Here is a 16,046-nt window from a genome sequence, read left to right as displayed (position 1 = left end):
GGCTTTTTTGTGTGCGGGTAGGGAGTTACTTGCGAGTGTTTGCGCTTTTGTCGCGAATCGCGCGGAACTCGTTACCCTGGTACCAGTTGGGCCAGTCGCGGCTGTTGGCGAGCGCCAGGCCGAGATCCAGGCCCAAGGCCAGGTCCAGCGCAGCCCCCTCCAGGTTCCACTGGGGGTCATACTCGTCACCGGGCTTGTGATAGGCGTGGGCAGTATATTCCTCACCTTTCTTTTGTGCCCACTCGCGGCCGTGTTCGAAGCTGTCGGTGCCGGAGTCAAAATACAGCATGGGCACGCCTTTCTTGGCCAGGCTGAAGTGATCTGAGCGGTAGAAGTAACCGCGCTCCGGGTGGTCTTCCGGTGCCAGGTAACGTCCCTGTTTGGCCGCAGCGGCTTCCAGCATTTTCTCGAGCTCACTGTTGCCGTAGCCCACCACAATCACATCGCGCATGGGGCCGAGCACGCCCATGGCATCGAAGTTGATACCGGCTACGGTTTTCTCCAGGGGGACTACCGGTTTTTCCGCGTAGTATTTGGAGCCCAGCAGACCGGATTCTTCGGCGGTTACCGCAACGAACACCATGGAGCGCTCGGGGGCCTGGGGCAGCTTGGCGACCTGGCGTGCCATGGCCAACAGGCCGGCAGTGCCGGTGGCGTTATCGACGGCGCCGTTAAACACGTGGTCCTGGCCTTCGGCGTTATCGTTTACACCGAGGTGATCCCAGTGCGCGGTGTAGATCACGGCTTCGTCGGGATATTTGCTGCCGGGCACCTTGGCCACCACATTGCGGGAGTTGGAGGTGCGCACCTTGCTTTTCAGGTCAATGCTGGCTGTCAGGTTAAGCGGCTTGGGTTGGAAGCCTTTCTGCTTGGCGGCGTTCATTTCCTGGGTCAGGTCCAGGCCAGCGGCGGAAAACAGTGCCTTGGCGGCATCGCCGGTAATCCAGGACTCAACCGCAACCCGGTCGGCATTCTTGTCGTCCGCCGCGAGGCTGATCTGGGCGCCGGACCAGCTGCCACTGACCACTTCCCAGGGATAACCAGCGGCGCCGGTTTCGTGGATGATGATGGCGCCTTCCGCACCCTGGCGCGCGGCTTCTTCGAACTTGTAGCTCCAGCGGCCGTAGTAGGTCATGGCGTTGCCATTGAACAGGTTCTTGTCCTGGGTGGCGTAACCGGGATCGTTCACCAGGATAACCGCGGTCTTGCCTTGCATATTCAGGCCCGCGTAATCGTTCCAGTCGTTTTCAGGGGCGACAATACCGTAACCCACAAAAACCAGAGGGCTGTCTTTCAGCTGGCTCTCGGGGATCTGATGCTGGGTAAACGCCACCATGTCGGTCAGCGGCTGCAGGGATTTGTCGAAGTTCTCGCCCTTGATCTCCAGCGGGGTGCTTTCGATCTGCATCTCGACCACCGGCACCTGCTGGAACCAGCTGGGCTGGCCCTGGTCGTCGGTCGCGCCTGGCTGCAGGCCGAGTTTCTTGAATTCGTCGGCCAGGTAATTGACCGTCAGTTCCTCACCCTCGGTGGCGGGGGCGCGGCCCTGGAATTTGTCGGAGGCCAGTACCGCGATGTGGCTGTGCAGATCTTTCGCCATCTCTGCCACTTCGGTTTGTTCCGCGTCGCTCAGGGTGGGCTTGTTGATCACCTCGGCGGTCGGCATGTCTTTTGCCGCCGGCGCTTCTCGTTCACTGGACTGCTCCACCGGAGTGGCGGTGGCAGGAGCCTGGGTGTTGCTGTCTTTGCTGCAGCCGCTGATGGCGGCCAGTCCGGAAAAGGCCAGCGGTAGCGCCAGTCTTCGCCAATGGGTTGGCAGGTGCATGGGGTTTCCTTTTGTTGGTTTTATATGTGTTGGTTGATTTCAGTGCGTCAGCGCTGCGTGCGTTAATCTGCCTTATTCATCACGCTGAGGGTTTCACGGATCGGGAACAGCATGTCCCGCGCAAGCTGGCGGCAGCGTGCCGGTGACCACCCTTCAACCGGGTCTGGCAGCTGGTCGTTATCCTTGAATGGCATTTCGAGTGTGAGGGCCAGGGTGCGGAACTGATGGCCACACCAGTTGGTTCCCACCGTCATATTGGCTTCGCCGGGTTTGTCCAGCGGGTAGCCGTGCTCGGTCTGGAAGTCCGGGCTGACTTTTTCAAACGCCTGCTTGAAGGTGTTTTCCAGTGCAGCATGTTTCTCGTCGTAGCCGGGAATGCCTTCACAGGCGGCGACAAAATTGAAGGGCAGGGCTTCGTCGCCGTGAATATCGAGGAACATATCGCCGCCGGTAGCGAGCATACGTTCCCGTACCAGGTAGACCTCCGGGCTGCGTTCCATGCTGGGCGATTGCCACTCCCGGTTCAGGTTGGCGCCAGCGGCGTTGGTGCGCAGGTGGCCTCGTACACTGCCGTCGGGGTTCATGTTCGGCACTACGTAAAATACCGTGTCTTGCAACAGGCTGAGCGCGTTGGGGTTGGATTCTTCCAGCAGGGTTTCCAGAAAGCCTTCAACAAACCACTCCGCCATGGATTCCCCGGGGTGCTGGCGGGCAATCATCCATACCTTGCGCTTGGCCATTTTCGGGTTGCCGATGGTGAGGAGGGTCATATCGCGCCCGTCCAGGGTCTGCCCCAGGGTCTCAACCGCTACCCGCTCGTCGGATTGGGCCCAGGCCAGCAGGTCCAGGTGGCGCTCCCAGGAGTAGGGCGCAAAGTATGCGAGGTAGATGCCTGGCTGATCCAGCTCAACGGTAAAATCGAGTACCTTGCCGTCATATTCGGCATCGATGCGGAACCAATTGTGGCGGTCGTAGGAAGCGCAAACCCGGTAGTTTTCCCAGCCTTCCGGATAGGCGGCCTTGCCAGCGTTGGCAATTCGCAGCGGATAGGATTTGCCTACTTCACCTTCGAGGCGAAAGTGGAACCACTGGTAAAAGTCCGACTGGTTGTCGATTCGGATGGCCAGTTCGATTGGGCTGCTGTTTTTATTGATGACTTTGATGTTGCCGCTGTCAAAGGCGCTGCTGATGTGCATGCGTGAGCTCCACAGTAATCTTGGGCGGAAGTGATTGAGAAAGTGGTTAACGTTGAAATCAGTGACGTTTGTGCTGGCTTTAGGATACAGCTTCGAGTCAAAAAAACAGGATAGTCCACGACAGCTTGAAGGAAATCACTGCTGGTTGCGACTTTATGAGAACAAAATTTTGACGCTGTGCGTTGTGAGAAGATTGGTGGCGCTGTATTTGTGGGTGTGTTTATCCGGCAGGGTGACAGCCAGAAAAAGCAGGAAATAACATGTCGGAAATTAAAAAGGCGCGACGCTCATACGAACGCCGCGCCTCTGCCATTCCATGGCGGCACCTGCTGAGACTACTGCTCCCTAAAATTTCTGGCGTCTGACCAATGACGACTTCTCACTGCCCCGGTCGCTGCGCGGTGCTTTCCACTACTGCACCAACAGAAACGTTTTACTGCTCCCTGACATTCCTCAGCAGGTGCTGTTTAAAGTTTAGGCAGGCATTTGCTGAGGCCGGGTCCAAAACAGAAACTTGGCGTAAAAACGATTACCTTTTAGACAGTTTATACAGGTAGTGCCAATGCGTGCCTGGGTGCGATTGGTGGTGGCTGAATCCGCGGTTCAATCCGCAGTTCACTCAGCGGTTCAATCAAAGTTCAGCTCACCATCTTTCCAGTACTTGGTACCTTTGAGGGTGGCCTGCAGTGCGACGCCGCTTTCTGTCAGCTGGTAGACACGCATGCCATCTGCCACTACTTCACCGCCAACGGCAACACCTTTGTCCTGTGCCTTGGCGGCGGCATCCGCATGGCCGCCGAAAGACCAGCCGTGTTCCACAAAACGGTTCATTACTTCGGGAGAATCGAAAACAAACAGAGCGCGGAAGTCCTTCACCCCGAGCCCGAGGCCGACACCCACTTCACCCATTTTCATATAGGTGCGTTCACCGGACTTGCCGACTGCGACCCCGTAGCCAGTGGAAGCGCTGGCAAACAACAGGTTGACGTTGACGTTGCTGAATACGGCATACCCCGGAGCGCGGGCGAGATCGCTGCGCAGGTCTGGCTTAAGGCGGTAGAGCTCGTCAAGCACCTGGCGTTCGGTCTGTTGGATGTGCTGACGCTGTTCATCGCGGGTCTGACCGGGAGCGGCGCAGGAGGCTAACAGCACGGCCTGCCCCAAAATAAGAACCAGGGCACTGAAGCGCAGGAAAGAAGGCATGATTGTTTCTCCGTTGGGCCCCAACTTGATTTCCTCTTGTGCAGTGGTGGATGAAAATCACCCGGGATTGCGCGGAGGTTATGGCTGGCCGGGGGCTGCTTCGCCAGATCACAGTGAGAATACCGGCGATATTCGGCAAAGCCTGCGACCTGGTGCACAAAGATACAATTGGCGCCACTTTCGGCGCTGATGGCAAATCGGGTATTCTTGCCGCCATCTATCGGAATACCTGAGGAATAAAAATTATGAAATCATCCATCAAACGCGGTATTGCCGCTTCCTGCCTGTTGACCCTGCTGTTGAACCTGACGGCCTGTGGCTATTTCCTTTACCCCGAGCGCAAAGGGCAGTCTGGTGGCCGGGTGGATCCGGTGGTGGTGATTCTGGACGGTGCCGGCCTGTTGTTCGGTATTCTGCCCGGTATAGTGGCCTTTGCGGTGGACTTCACTAACGGCACCATTTACCTGCCTGCCGGTGGTAGCTCAGCCATTGATCGCCACCTGACCGCGGTGGACGCGCCGGAAAGAGACGGCAAGCCGGTGATCGACCAGAACGGCCAGGCCTGGATTGAGCTGCCCCTGGAGGCGGTAACCGGTGAGCAGGGCTTTGACGCAAATGAGTCCGATGCGCAGAAACTGGATCAGGTCACCAGCGCCCTGGCCCGTGTTACCGGCCAGCGCGTGGCGGTAGCGGATATTTTGTGGCTGCAGGACCTGGCTGCGCTGCAACAGGCCCGCACGCAAGAGCAGGCTACAGTAGCCCGCTAACACACGCGATCGAGAAGAAGCCCTGTTCTGGGTGCTCATCTCTGCTGTCTGGGCTGGCGGCGCACGCAATGCGTCGCTACGCCCAGCTACGGAAGTCCCAGCCTCCGGCGGTGCCAAATTTAACGCAGTTTTTTCGTCGTCACGGCTAGCGTTTGCGCCCGGTGAGGGCGCCCATCAACCCCCGCATCAGCTCTCGTCCCACCTGACGCCCGAAGCTGGTGGCCATCCGGTTAAACGATTTCTCCAATGCACCTGGCGGCGTCGTTGCTTTCTTGGCGGGGCGGTTTTCCTTCTCTACGGATTTCCCGGCCTTTTCCAGCTGTGCGCGGCGTTGCTGCAACTGTTCATAGGCCGATTCCCGATCCAGTTTCTGGGCGTATTTCGGTTTCAGTGGTGAGGCTTTCAATAACGCGGCCCGTTCTCGCTCGTTGAGCGGTGACAGCCGGCTGGCCGGTGGGTGGATTAGCACTCGCGCTACCGGTGACGGCACGCCGTTGTCGTCCAGGCAGGATACCAGCGCTTCACCGACGCCTAACTCACCGATGATTTTCGCGGTATCCATGTGCGGCTTGGCGCGAAAGCTGTTAGCGGCGGCCTTGACTGCACGCTGCTCGTTGGGGGTGTAGGCGCGCAGGGCGTGCTGTATCCGGTTGCCGAGCTGGGCCAGTATGTCCTCGGGAATATCCAGGGGATTCTGGGTGATGAAAAAAATGCCCACGCCCTTGGAGCGGATGAGCTTGACGATTTGTTCCACTTCTCCGCGGAGTGTTTTCGGCAAGTCGTCAAACAGCAAATGCGCCTCGTCAAAAAACAGAACCAAACGCAGTGCGCTATCGCCGGTTTCCGGCAGGTTTTCGTAGAGCTCTGCCAGCAGCCAGAGCAGCAGAATGCTGTACACCGCGGGCTGCATATCACTGGCGTCCAGCAGGTGAATGTGATCGCTTTGGATCAGGTCGTTGAGATCCAGGGCCGGCTCTCCGAAGAGGGTGTCGGCGCCCTGGGTCTGCAGTGCCAGGAACTTGCGCTTTATCGCCCCTAGGCTGGCGGGAGAGATGGTGCCGTACTCCGGCAGTAGCGCTTTGCGATTCAGGTCGGCGTAGTTGATCAGCGCGAGCAGGTCTTTCCAGTCGAGTAGCAGTAATCCCTGCTGGTCGGCGATGTGAAATAGCAGCTGCAACAGTCCCTGCTGGTTTGCATTCAATTGCAGCATACGCCCGATCAATTCCGGCCCCAGTTCACTGGGTGTGGTACGCATGGGCAGGCCGCCGTGGCCCCAGAGGTTGAGAGGGAAGGCCCGGTAATAGTGTTGGTCCAGACCAAAGAGTGACAGGCGCTGCTGCACTTTGTCGCTGTCGCCGCCGGCCGCGCCGAGGCCGCTGAGGTCACCTTTGAGGTCGGTCACCAGGGTGGCGATGCCTCGCTCACGCAATTGTTCAACCAGATAGCGCAGGGTCACGGTTTTTCCGGTGCCGGTGGCACCGCAAATGATGCCGTGGCGGCTGAGCATTTGCGGCAGTAACACCGCTGGTGCCGGGCTGCCTGGGGCCGGGGTGTCTGGGGCCGGTGTGTTCGGGGGAAAGCTGGCTGCAGGGTCTAGCCCCAGTACTATTGGCGATTGTGCCTCCGGGGCCTGTTTGGACTGCTGGGACAGTTTGGCGTCGGGCGGCGCGGACATGGAATCTTCCTGTGGGCAGGTCTTGCCGGGTGTTCCCCCGGCGCTACCACCTAACTTTAGGTCAGCGATTCCTGGCGGGCCTGTCCCCAGGCGTTGACTCAGCGGTTTTTAAACGCCTTGGGGGAGAGGCCGGTCCAGCGCCGGAAGGCTTTGCCGAAGGCGCTTTCATCGCAATAGCCCAGCGCCGCCGCGATATCCACGTTGGTTTTCTCACCTTCCCGCAACCACTGGCAGGCGTAGTGGCTGCGCACCTCATCCTGTATGGCGCGGAAACTGGCGTTTTCTTCCAGTAGCTTGCGGCCCAGGTGTCGCGGGCTGATGCACAGCTGTTCTGCTACCTGTTCCCGGCTCAGCTGTGGCTCCTGTTGCAGTAAATGCGCCACCCGCAGCTGCAGGCTCTTGCTGGTGAGTGCCTTGAGGAGCGCGTCGGCTTCCGGCTTCAGTCTTGCCATTACCTGTCGGTCGGCGGCGACCAGGGGGATTTCCAGGTCCTGCGGACGCAGGCGGATACCGGATGCTTCCGCGTTGAACTGTACCGGCGCCTGTAATAATTGCTGGTACTGCTGTTGTACCGCCAGTGAGGGGGTGGGGTAGGCGAACTGTACGCTCTGGGGGTTGAATTCGCGGCCGGTCATGGCGCGGGCCTGGGCCAGGCAGATCGACAGCACGGTTTCCACCCGCAAACGTGCGCAGCGCAGATAGTTGGGTCGGTAACAGAGTTCTACATAAAAGCTGCCGCGGCGCATTTCAAACTGGCCACCTTCCCCCAGTAACGGGTGGTAGATCAGCAATTGCTCGAGGGCTGCACCGAGATTTTTCTGGGTCATCAGCAGGTAACCCACCAGTCCCATCTGGCTGCCCTGCATCGCCTGGCCGAGGCGAATGCCGAGGAGGGGGTCCGGGTGTGCCTCCTGGACTGCCAGCCAAATCTCCTCCTGCACCTGCATGGGTACCCGCTGCTCCTCGTTAATGGAGGTCAGGAGCTGCTTGGCCTCAGGTGGGAGTGTGAGCTGCAGGCGCTCGAGAGCGCTTATAATTGCCCGGGTATAGCTTAAAGTGACGCTTCTGCTGTCGGCTTTGTTCAAAATCGCTGTCCGAAATTAACCAGATACTGCCCGATTATGACGACGGTGCTTTCTGTTGTCACGTTATATTGAACGCCAACGTGAATTGGCAAGTGAGTCACGGGATTTTAATCCGGGAGCGCCGTGTGATTGACTGCGGCCGGCGATTAACGTCACTGTTGCTCAACCGGCAGACTCGAACTGGGAGAAGAATAATGAAACCCTTCGCCGTTATTGGTGCCGGCCCCATGGGGCTGTGCAGTGTACGCAATCTGAGCAAGCACGGAATCCCTTGTGTGGGCTTTGAGATCCACAGCGATGTGGGCGGCCTGTGGGATATCGACAGTCCCACCAGCACCATGTACGAATCCGCGCACCTGATCTCGTCCAAAAAAATGACCGAGTTTGCCGAATTCCCCATGGCAGACGAGGTGGCACTTTTCCCCCATCACAGTGAGCTGAAAGCATACTTTCAGGCCTACGCGCAGAAGTTCGACCTCTACCGTCACTACGAGTTTGGCACCGAGGTGCTGCACTGTGAGCGGTCAGGAGATGACTGGCAGATTACCACTCGCTGTAATGGAGAGGAACAGACCCGCACCTTCGGTGGCTTGCTGATCGCCAACGGGACTTTGCACCATCCGAATATGCCGAAACTGCCGGGGGATTTTGCCGGCGAGCTGTTGCACTCATCCGATTACCGCGATCCGACCATCTTTGACGGTAAAAGGGTGTTGTTGGTCGGCTGTGGCAACAGTGGAGCGGATATCGCCGTTGATGCGGCACACCGTGCGGCCAGCGTGGATATCAGCTTGCGCCGGGGCTATTACTTCCTGCCAAAGTTTATCGGCGGCAAGGCGACCGACGCTGTGGGCGGCAAGGTCAAGCTGCCGCGCTTTATCCAGCAGCGTATCAGTGCGGCCCTGTCGAAGTTCATGCTCGGGACACCGGAGCAGTACGGCCTGCCCAAGCCGGATTACAAAATGTTTGAATCCCATCCGGTGATCAACTCTCTGATCCTGCACCATATCGGTCATGGGGATATCAAGGCGCGCAAGGATATTTCGGAAGTCGACGGCCACAGGGTGACCTTCACCGATGGCAGCAGCGGCGAGTACGACCTGATTCTGATGGCGACCGGTTACAAGCTGCACTACCCGTTTATTGATCGCGACCAGTTGAACTGGGACGAATTTGCGCCGCGTCTGTACCTGAACGTCTTCCACCCGGAATACGACAATCTCTTCCTGATGGGCATGGTGGAGGCTGCGGGTCTCGGATGGGAAGGGCGTAACCGCCAGGCGGAAATGGTGGCCCTGTACATCAAGCAACTGGCGGCCGGTGCGGAATCCGCGCGCAAGCTCAAGCAGGTCAAGCGCGCCGAGGCCGGCAGCCGTGCCGACGGTGGCATGCAATACCTGAAGCTTGAGCGCATGGCGTATTACGTACACAAAGATACCTACCTGAAGGCACTGACCGGTCACACTCGGGACTTGCTGAAAGACTACTCGGTTGCGGATACTGAACGTTTTTCAGCCAATCCGGCCGCCGCGGCCCCTTGAGGTCGCCAGGACCATGAACGATTTGAACCCTGTAGTCACTGCTTCTCTCAGCAGCTCCCTGGACAGTTTCCAGATGTCGCCCGCTGCCCTGATCGCCCTGAACGCAATTCTGGCTTTTATGATGTTCGGGGTATCCCTGGGGCTGCGCACCGCGGATTTCCGCCGGGTACTGAGCCGTCCGGTGGCTCCGGTCACCGGCCTGGTGGCACAGTTTCTGCTGCTGCCGGCCATCACCTGCCTGGCCACCTGGGCGCTGGATATCAGTCCTGGCCTGGCTCTGGGCATGATTCTGGTGTCCTGCTGCCCCGGAGGGACCTTTTCCAATGTGATGACCTGGATTGGCCGCGCCAATGTGGCCACATCCGTCAGCATGACCGCCATTTCCAGCCTTGCCGCGGTGGTGATGACACCCTTCAATTTCGCCCTCTACGGCAGCCTCAACCCCCACACCCGTGAAGCCCTGCAGGCAATCGCCCTGCCGGCTGAAAATATGGTGCTGATGGTGGTATTGGTGCTGGCGCTGCCCATGGCGCTGGGGATGCTGGTTGGAGCGCGTTTTCCCCGCTTTGCCGAAGGCAGTGAACGCTACTTCCGTACCGCCTCACTACTGGTGTTCCTGCTATTTGTAGTGCTCTCTTTTAGCAAGCACTGGCAGACCGCGGTACAGATCGCGGGTTCGGTGCTGGTGCTGGTGATTGCGCACAATGCCCTGGCATTCCTGATTGGGGATCTTGCCAGTCGCGCCACGGGGTTGCCCCAGGGGGATCGCCGCGCCGTGACCATGGAGGTGGGGATCCAGAATTCGGGGTTGGCCCTGGCGATTCTGTTTACCTTCTATCCGGGCGCCGGTGAAATGCTGGTGATCGCCGGTTTCTGGGGCGTTTGGCACCTGGTGTCGGGGCTCTGCCTCGCGGGCTACTGGAACTTCAGCCAGCGCAAATCGATTGCGCCACTGGCCAGCCCCGCCGCGGGCGTTTCCAAATCGCAGTAGGCGAACATTCGCAGTGCCGCGGACAGTGCGGGCGCGTGCAAAATAATAAGAGCAGTAGTAATGAGTGATAAACGGGTATTGATTACCGGCGCAGCCGGTTACGTGGGGAGCCAGCTGGGGGCGTTGCTGAGCGAGGCGATGTCGGTTGTCGGCGTGGATATACAGCAGCGGGAAGTTGCCTTTCCGCTGTTTGTGATGGACATCTGTGATGCCGCGCTGGCGGAGCTGATGCGCGCCGAGCGGATTACCCATGTGGTGCACCTGGCGTCTGTCGTTTCGCCGGGACGTGACCGCGAGCGTGAATACCGCATCGACGTCGAGGGAACCCGCAACCTGCTGGATGCCTGTGTGAGTGCGGGCGTTGAGCACCTGACCCTGACCAGCAGTGGCGCCGCCTATGGTTACCACGCCGACAATGCACCCTGGCTCGAGGAAACCCACCTGTTGCGGGGCAACCCGGAATTCGCCTACTCCGACCACAAGCGCCTGGTCGAGGAGATGCTGGCGGAATACCGCCACAAGCATCCCCAGCTGAAGCAATTGATCTTCCGGCCCTGTTCCATTATCGGTGCAACGACCAACAGCAAAATCAGCGAGCTGTTTTCCGGGCGAGCCATTCTCGACCCCGGCGGCCACAATTCACCGTTTGTGTTCATCTGGGACCAGGATGTCATCCGGGCGATTGAGTTCGGTGTGGTACGCAGCGCGGCGGGCATATACAACCTGGCCGGCGACGGCGCACTGACACCGGCGCAAATCGCCCACTTGCTGGGCAAGCCGCGCCTCCGGCCACCGGTGTGGTTACTGAAGTTGTTGCTGGGTATCAGTTTCAAGTTGCGCCTTGGGAATGTGCAGCCGGCGCAGGTGATGTTCCTGCAGTATCGCCCGGTACTGTTAAACACCAGCCTCAAGGAAGACCTGGGCTACATACCGCAGAAAACGTCTGCGGAAACCTTCGCCTTTTTTGCGCGGGAAGCGCTGGGTGTCGACGTGGATTTGACCCGCTGTACTCCGCTGCAGGCCGAGCTGCCATTGGTGTCGGTCGCTGATTCGGCGGGAGTGGAGGTATGACGGTGCCATCTGAATGCCAGGCTCCCCCGGCGAATAGCGTGCGTGTATTCGTGGTCACTGGTGCCGCCGGCGGACTCGGTTGGGCGCTGGTGCAGGCGCTGGTGAAATCGCACCAGGGTGGCGGACCTATCCGCTTTGGCCTGGTGGACGTCGATGAAGAGGCGCTGGCGGCAAGGGCGAGAGAGCTGGAGGCACAGGATATTGATGCCGATATCTTTTTTGCCGATCTCTCCTGTGAGCAGTCCGTTGCTGCACTGTGCGATCGCTTGCGGGTGCTTTACCCGCGGGTGGATCTACTGGTGAATAACGCGGGTATCACCCACCGCAGCCTGTCGACGCAGACCGACAAAGCGGTCATCCGCCGTGTCATGGCCGTGGATTACCACGCGCCGGTGGAGCTGGCGCAAGGATTGATGCCGCAGTTGCGCGCGGCCGGTGGTTGCGTGGTCAATATCAGCTCTATGGCGGGCTGGATGCCGGTTTTGGGCCGGGCGGGTTACTGCGCCGCTAAAAGTGCACTGCACCAGTATTTTGAAACCTTTCGCGAAGAAGTGCGCGAGCAGGGCGTCAGGGTATTGATGGTTTACCCGAGCTTTGTGGCGACCAACATTGATAGCAACGCCCTTTCGGGGGATGGCGGCCGCGCGCAGCACGCCCAGAGCACTATCGGGCAGGTACGCAGTGCGGCCTGGATGGCGGGGAAGATTGTGCAGGCTTTGGCGGCAGGGAAAGAGCGATTGTTTCCCCGGGATAAGAGCCTGTTGGGGGCCTATCTCTACAAGCTGGCCCCGGGGCTGTTCCTGCGGCAGATGGTGAAAAACTTCCAGGTCGAGCTGGAAGAGGGTCGCAAGCTGGCCAACCAAGCCAATTGATGCGCTGACTAAATCGAGTGTGCTGCCCGCGGTCATACGGGCAGTGGCTGGTTTCCCATCGTTCTCCGCGTGTTCTCTGCGTGTTCTCTGCGCGGAGCGCTTTCCACACAGACAGTTCTGCTCTCTCCCCGCTGCTATTCACCCTCGCCATTCGCTGGTCAGCGAGTGGCGCCCATCGCAATTCTGCGATACTCGGCCTAAAATTCCCCTCAATTACTGGTTTGGAGAGTACTGTGCTTTCCTGCGGCCGTTTCGATGGATACATCGCGTCAACTGCGTCCCTTTTATGCCGTTAATCGACAGCCACTGTCATTTCGATTTCGATGCTTTTGCTGCTGACCGCCAGCAGGTTTGGGCACGATGCGAGGTGTTGGGGGTGCAGGGAATGGTGATCCCGGGGGTCAGTATCCCCCAGTGGCGACATCTGTTTGCGCTGGTGAACACCCAGACGGGCTGGTATGGCGCAGTGGGTGTCCACCCCTGGTGGGTGAAAGATCTGGCCATTGTGCCCGAGCGCCTGGCGTCTGCCATTGTCGAGCGGGTAGGGCGGGAGCGCTCGGGTGCCAATCGCTGTGTGGCGGTGGGTGAGTGCGGCCTGGATGCCAATATTGAAACACCGCTGGCAGAGCAGTTGCCGGTGTTTAAGGCCCAGATTGAGGCGGCCGCCGCGCTGAAATTGCCTCTGATTATTCACTGCGTGCGCGCGCACAATGAAATCATCCGGCTGTTGAAACAGTGTTACCTGCCGTGCGGTGGTGTGATCCATGCCTTTAGCGGCAGCCGGGAAATTGCCGAGGAATACTGGAAACTGGGTTTTTATCTGGGGGTGGGTGGCACCATCACCTATCCCCGTGCGGCCAAAACCCGTGCCGCGCTTGCGGCAATGCCGCTGGAATCCCTGCTGCTGGAATCCGATGCGCCCGATATGCCCCATGCGGGCCGCCAGGGGCAGCGCAATAGTCCGGAATATTTGCCGGCAGTGGCAGACACACTGGCAGATTTGCGCGGTATTACTTCTGCGGCGGTTATCGCTCAGACTGGTAACAATGCCCGGGCGCTGTTTGGTATATGAGGGGTGTGTGTGTTTCCGTTACCAGAAGTTTTGTTTTCCGTCATTGTTGCAGTAAGTCATTGCCTGTGAGTCATCGCCCGTGAGTTTCCCGCCCCAACGATTTTCACCAGAGAAATTCAAATCCCAATTTCCGCTGTTTAGTCAGGCGGAAAATCGTGACCTTGTGTATCTGGATAACGCGGCGACCACACAGAAACCAGCCTGTGTTATTGAGGCGATTACCGATTTTTATTGCCACAGTAACGCGAACACGCACCGCTCCAGTCACCGTCTCGCCCGCAAGGCCACGGCGATGGTCGAGCAGACCCGAAGCGCCGCAGCGGAATTTCTTGGCGCGCTCAGTGCCCGGGAAGTGATATTCACCCGGGGGGCAACCGAAGGCTTGAACCTGCTGGCGAACAGTCTTTGCGCTGGCTTACAGCCCGGTGATGAAATTGTGCTCACGACGGCCGAGCACCACGCGAATCTGGTGCCCTGGCAAATGATGGCGGAACGCTACCGGCTGGAAATCCGCTACTTGCCCGACGAGCGCGGTATCCCGCAGTTCCACCGCATGGCGGAAGTGTTGAATGAGCGCACGAAAATTGTCTCGGTTACCGCGGGGTCGAATGCGCTCGGTTTTCGGGTGGACCTGGAACGAGTGCGTAATACGCTTGCCTCCATGGATCTTGTGTGGGTGCTGGATGGTGCCCAGTTGGCGGCGCACGATCGTATTGATGTACAGGCGATCGGCTGCGATTTTTTTGTCTGTTCAGCGCACAAGTTTTATGGCCCCAGTGGTGTCGGGCTTTTATACGGGCGCGAGGCATTAATGCAACAGATGCCACCCTGGCAGGGGGGCGGTGAGATGATTGCAGATGTGGATCTCTACTCCAGTCATTACGCCGATCTTCCGCACAAATTTGAAGCCGGAACCTCCTCTCTGGCAGCGATCGCCGGACTGGGCGCCTGTATGGCGTTTCTCAGCGCGCAGGATCGCACGGCCATGGCCGTTCATGAGCAACAACTGCTGCGAGACTTACATGCAGGTTTGTCGCAGATTCCTGAATTGAACCTGCTGAGCATTGCGGAAAATAATCTCGGCATCGCCTCATTTACCCATCCGCGCTGTGCGGCAGTCGATCTGATGCAGTGGTTGGATGGGCGGGATATTGCGGTGCGTGTTGGGCACCACTGCGCGCAACCGCTGATGCGCGCCGCCGGTCACAGCGCGACCTTGCGGGCCTCGGTGGCCGCGTACAATAACGCGGAAGATGTCGCCAAGTTTGTTGCTGCGGTGGAAGAGTTTGTGCAGCAGCTCGACCGCGAAGACAGAAGTGCTCCGGCTGCGTTGGAAGTCCAAAATCTGGCGGAATCTGGCGCGTCGGAATGGGTAGTGGATGACCTCTCGATGCTGGATCTGGAATTGCTGCGCAGCCGCCAGAACTGGCAGGACAGGTACCGTACCCTGATGGCCTGGGGCAAGCAGATCTCCAGTAAAGCCAGTATTCGTAATGACGCCAATCTGGTGCGCGGTTGTGAATCTAGCGCCTGGCTGGTGCACCGCTGTGAGGCCGGTAAGCACTGGTTTGGCCTCGACAGTGACAGCCGGATCGTCAAAGGCCTGGGTGCGCTGCTGTTATCGCAGCTGAACGGGAAAGATCTCGCGGCACAAAATAAAGAGGAAGTGGAAGCGCTGTTTGTGGAGTTGGGGCTGGCGCAACAACTGAGCGAGTCCCGCAGCAACGGCTTTCGTGCGCTGCTGGAGCGCGCGTTTGCCTTGATGGCTTGAGGCTAGGGCTAGCGGACTAGGGCCTAGGATTTGATTGTTTCGCCGTATCCGGTTTAGCGCAAGATCCGCTCAATGGCCCGTGATGCAGCCACAAATCCAAAGGTTCCCGTCACCATGGTGGCCGCGCCAAAGCCGCCACTGCAGTCCAGTTTTACCCCGTTTTGCATGGCGCCTTTCTGCTGGCATACCTGGCCGTCCGGCTGCGGGTAAACCATCGGCTCCGCGGAATAGATCGCATCGATCCCGAATTGCCGTTTGCTGGATTTCTGGAAGTTGTGAAAGCGATACAGGTGCTGGCGCACCTTCGCCAGCATTGGGTCGCTGACCGTGCGTCCCAGATCCGCGCAGGTAATGCCCGCGGGGTTCTTTTTACCACCGGCAGAGCCGACGGTAATCAAACGGATTTTGCGCGCCTTGCAGTAGGCAATCAGGGCGGCTTTTACCCGCGCATTGTCAAACGCATCGATGACAACATCGATGGCCTCCCGTTCGGGTGCGAGAATTTCCGCAAAATTGTCGCTGGCAATAAAGTCTTCGCAGGTGTTCACGACAATTTCCGGATTGATCGCCTTCAACCGTTCCGCCATCACCGACACCTTGATATCGCCAACAGTATCCGCCAGTGCGTGAATCTGGCGATTGGTGTTGGTGATGCAAATGTCGTCCAGGTCGACGAGTGTCAATTTCCCGATACCACTGCGCGCCAGGGCCTCTGCAGTCCAGCTGCCCACCCCGCCAATACCGATGACGACCACATGAGCCGCGTGTAGTTTTGACAGCGCCTGTACACCATAAAGCCTGGCAATGCCACCAAACCGTTGCTGGTAGTCGTCGCTGAGGGGAGAGGTGGAGTCGCTGCTGGCTGGCGTGGAGAGAGGCATGGGGTGATGTCCGGAACTGCTTCCCGAGAAGGCTCCCGAGAAGGTAAAAGGCGATTGCGCCGCAGAGCTGGGATTGGCCGAGAGGGAGAGCGGGGC

At 59.0% G+C, this 16,046-nt stretch carries 13 protein-coding genes; 7 read left to right on the top strand and 6 right to left on the bottom strand.

Going from position 1 to position 16,046, the window contains the following annotated elements; translation table 11 throughout:
- Positions 1-25: 25 nt before the first annotated feature.
- The 3 genes from GRX76_RS14290 to GRX76_RS14280 all read right to left on the bottom strand — a co-directional run bounded on the left by GRX76_RS14290 (position 26) and on the right by GRX76_RS14280 (position 4,224).
- The gene (locus GRX76_RS14290; protein ID WP_160153931.1) at positions 26-1,825 is read right to left on the bottom strand and encodes a M28 family metallopeptidase; all 1,800 of its coding nucleotides are present in this window, start codon (positions 1,823-1,825) and stop codon (positions 26-28) included.
- Between the two features lie 62 nt (positions 1,826-1,887).
- Positions 1,888-3,021 (bottom strand): M14-type cytosolic carboxypeptidase, encoded by a 1,134-nt coding sequence (locus GRX76_RS14285; protein ID WP_160153930.1) that lies wholly within the window; start codon positions 3,019-3,021, stop codon positions 1,888-1,890.
- A 627-nt stretch (positions 3,022-3,648) separates the two neighbouring features.
- Positions 3,649-4,224: a hypothetical protein gene (locus tag GRX76_RS14280; RefSeq protein ID WP_160153929.1), complete on the bottom strand. Its 576-nt coding sequence runs from the start codon at positions 4,222-4,224 to the stop codon at positions 3,649-3,651.
- Between the two features lie 245 nt (positions 4,225-4,469).
- Between GRX76_RS14280 and GRX76_RS14275 the strand changes: the two genes are divergently transcribed.
- On the top strand, positions 4,470-4,991 hold the full coding sequence (locus GRX76_RS14275; RefSeq protein ID WP_160153928.1) for a hypothetical protein: 522 nt from the start codon (positions 4,470-4,472) through the stop codon (positions 4,989-4,991).
- 145 nt (positions 4,992-5,136) lie between these two features.
- Here GRX76_RS14275 and GRX76_RS14270 read toward each other — a convergent pair whose 3' ends face one another.
- Positions 5,137-6,666, bottom strand: coding sequence for a helicase HerA-like domain-containing protein (locus GRX76_RS14270; protein ID WP_160153927.1), 1,530 nt, complete (start codon positions 6,664-6,666; stop codon positions 5,137-5,139).
- 98 nt (positions 6,667-6,764) lie between these two features.
- Complete coding sequence (locus GRX76_RS14265) at positions 6,765-7,751, bottom strand: AraC family transcriptional regulator (RefSeq protein ID WP_160153926.1); 987 nt, start codon at positions 7,749-7,751, stop codon at positions 6,765-6,767.
- A gap of 194 nt (positions 7,752-7,945) precedes the next feature.
- Between GRX76_RS14265 and GRX76_RS14260 the strand changes: the two genes are divergently transcribed.
- The 6 genes from GRX76_RS14260 (at position 7,946) to GRX76_RS14235 (ending at position 15,069) form a co-directional block, all read left to right on the top strand.
- Positions 7,946-9,292, top strand: coding sequence for an NAD(P)/FAD-dependent oxidoreductase (locus GRX76_RS14260; RefSeq protein WP_160153925.1), 1,347 nt, complete (start codon positions 7,946-7,948; stop codon positions 9,290-9,292).
- A gap of 13 nt (positions 9,293-9,305) precedes the next feature.
- Positions 9,306-10,283 (top strand): bile acid:sodium symporter family protein, encoded by a 978-nt coding sequence (locus GRX76_RS14255; RefSeq protein WP_236250378.1) that lies wholly within the window; start codon positions 9,306-9,308, stop codon positions 10,281-10,283.
- A gap of 60 nt (positions 10,284-10,343) precedes the next feature.
- Positions 10,344-11,354 carry an SDR family oxidoreductase gene (locus GRX76_RS14250; RefSeq protein ID WP_160153924.1) on the top strand — a complete coding sequence of 337 codons (1,011 nt, stop codon included), beginning with the start codon at positions 10,344-10,346 and terminating at the stop codon, positions 11,352-11,354.
- A complete protein-coding gene (locus GRX76_RS14245; RefSeq protein WP_160153923.1) occupies positions 11,351-12,226 on the top strand; it encodes an SDR family oxidoreductase in 876 nt (291 codons plus the stop codon). Before GRX76_RS14250 ends, GRX76_RS14245 begins: the two co-directional genes overlap by 4 nt.
- 286 nt (positions 12,227-12,512) lie before the next feature.
- A complete protein-coding gene (locus GRX76_RS14240) occupies positions 12,513-13,298 on the top strand; it encodes a TatD family hydrolase (RefSeq protein WP_160153922.1) in 786 nt (261 codons plus the stop codon).
- Between the two features lie 163 nt (positions 13,299-13,461).
- Positions 13,462-15,069, top strand: coding sequence for an aminotransferase class V-fold PLP-dependent enzyme (locus GRX76_RS14235; RefSeq protein WP_236250377.1), 1,608 nt, complete (start codon positions 13,462-13,464; stop codon positions 15,067-15,069).
- A gap of 53 nt (positions 15,070-15,122) precedes the next feature.
- Here the strand turns inward: GRX76_RS14235 and tcdA are convergent, their stop codons facing one another.
- Positions 15,123-15,950 (bottom strand): tRNA cyclic N6-threonylcarbamoyladenosine(37) synthase TcdA, encoded by an 828-nt coding sequence (tcdA, locus tag GRX76_RS14230; RefSeq protein WP_160153920.1) that lies wholly within the window; start codon positions 15,948-15,950, stop codon positions 15,123-15,125.
- Positions 15,951-16,046: the final 96 nt, after the last annotated feature.

The organism is Microbulbifer sp. ALW1 (genome assembly GCF_009903625.1).
Classification (GTDB): Bacteria; Pseudomonadota; Gammaproteobacteria; order Pseudomonadales; family Cellvibrionaceae; genus Microbulbifer.
The sequence above is the reverse complement of the archived record's forward strand: the minus strand, read 5'-3'. Positions and strand labels throughout refer to the sequence as shown.

What these genes read in the sequence shown, in the direction of transcription:
- GRX76_RS14290 (WP_160153931.1), bottom strand. Translation starts at nt 1,825, where the DNA reads ATGCACCTGCCAACCCATTGGCGAAGACTGGCGCTACCGCTGGCCTTT.
- GRX76_RS14275 (WP_160153928.1), top strand. Translation starts at nt 4,470, where the DNA reads ATGAAATCATCCATCAAACGCGGTATTGCCGCTTCCTGCCTGTTGACC.
- GRX76_RS14280 (WP_160153929.1), bottom strand. Translation starts at nt 4,224, where the DNA reads ATGCCTTCTTTCCTGCGCTTCAGTGCCCTGGTTCTTATTTTGGGGCAG.
- GRX76_RS14285 (WP_160153930.1), bottom strand. Translation starts at nt 3,021, where the DNA reads ATGCACATCAGCAGCGCCTTTGACAGCGGCAACATCAAAGTCATCAAT.
- GRX76_RS14240 (WP_160153922.1), top strand. Translation starts at nt 12,513, where the DNA reads ATGCCGTTAATCGACAGCCACTGTCATTTCGATTTCGATGCTTTTGCT.
- tcdA (WP_160153920.1), bottom strand. Translation starts at nt 15,950, where the DNA reads ATGCCTCTCTCCACGCCAGCCAGCAGCGACTCCACCTCTCCCCTCAGC.
- GRX76_RS14260 (WP_160153925.1), top strand. Translation starts at nt 7,946, where the DNA reads ATGAAACCCTTCGCCGTTATTGGTGCCGGCCCCATGGGGCTGTGCAGT.
- GRX76_RS14250 (WP_160153924.1), top strand. Translation starts at nt 10,344, where the DNA reads ATGAGTGATAAACGGGTATTGATTACCGGCGCAGCCGGTTACGTGGGG.
- GRX76_RS14270 (WP_160153927.1), bottom strand. Translation starts at nt 6,666, where the DNA reads ATGTCCGCGCCGCCCGACGCCAAACTGTCCCAGCAGTCCAAACAGGCC.
- GRX76_RS14255 (WP_236250378.1), top strand. Translation starts at nt 9,306, where the DNA reads ATGAACGATTTGAACCCTGTAGTCACTGCTTCTCTCAGCAGCTCCCTG.
- GRX76_RS14245 (WP_160153923.1), top strand. Translation starts at nt 11,351, where the DNA reads ATGACGGTGCCATCTGAATGCCAGGCTCCCCCGGCGAATAGCGTGCGT.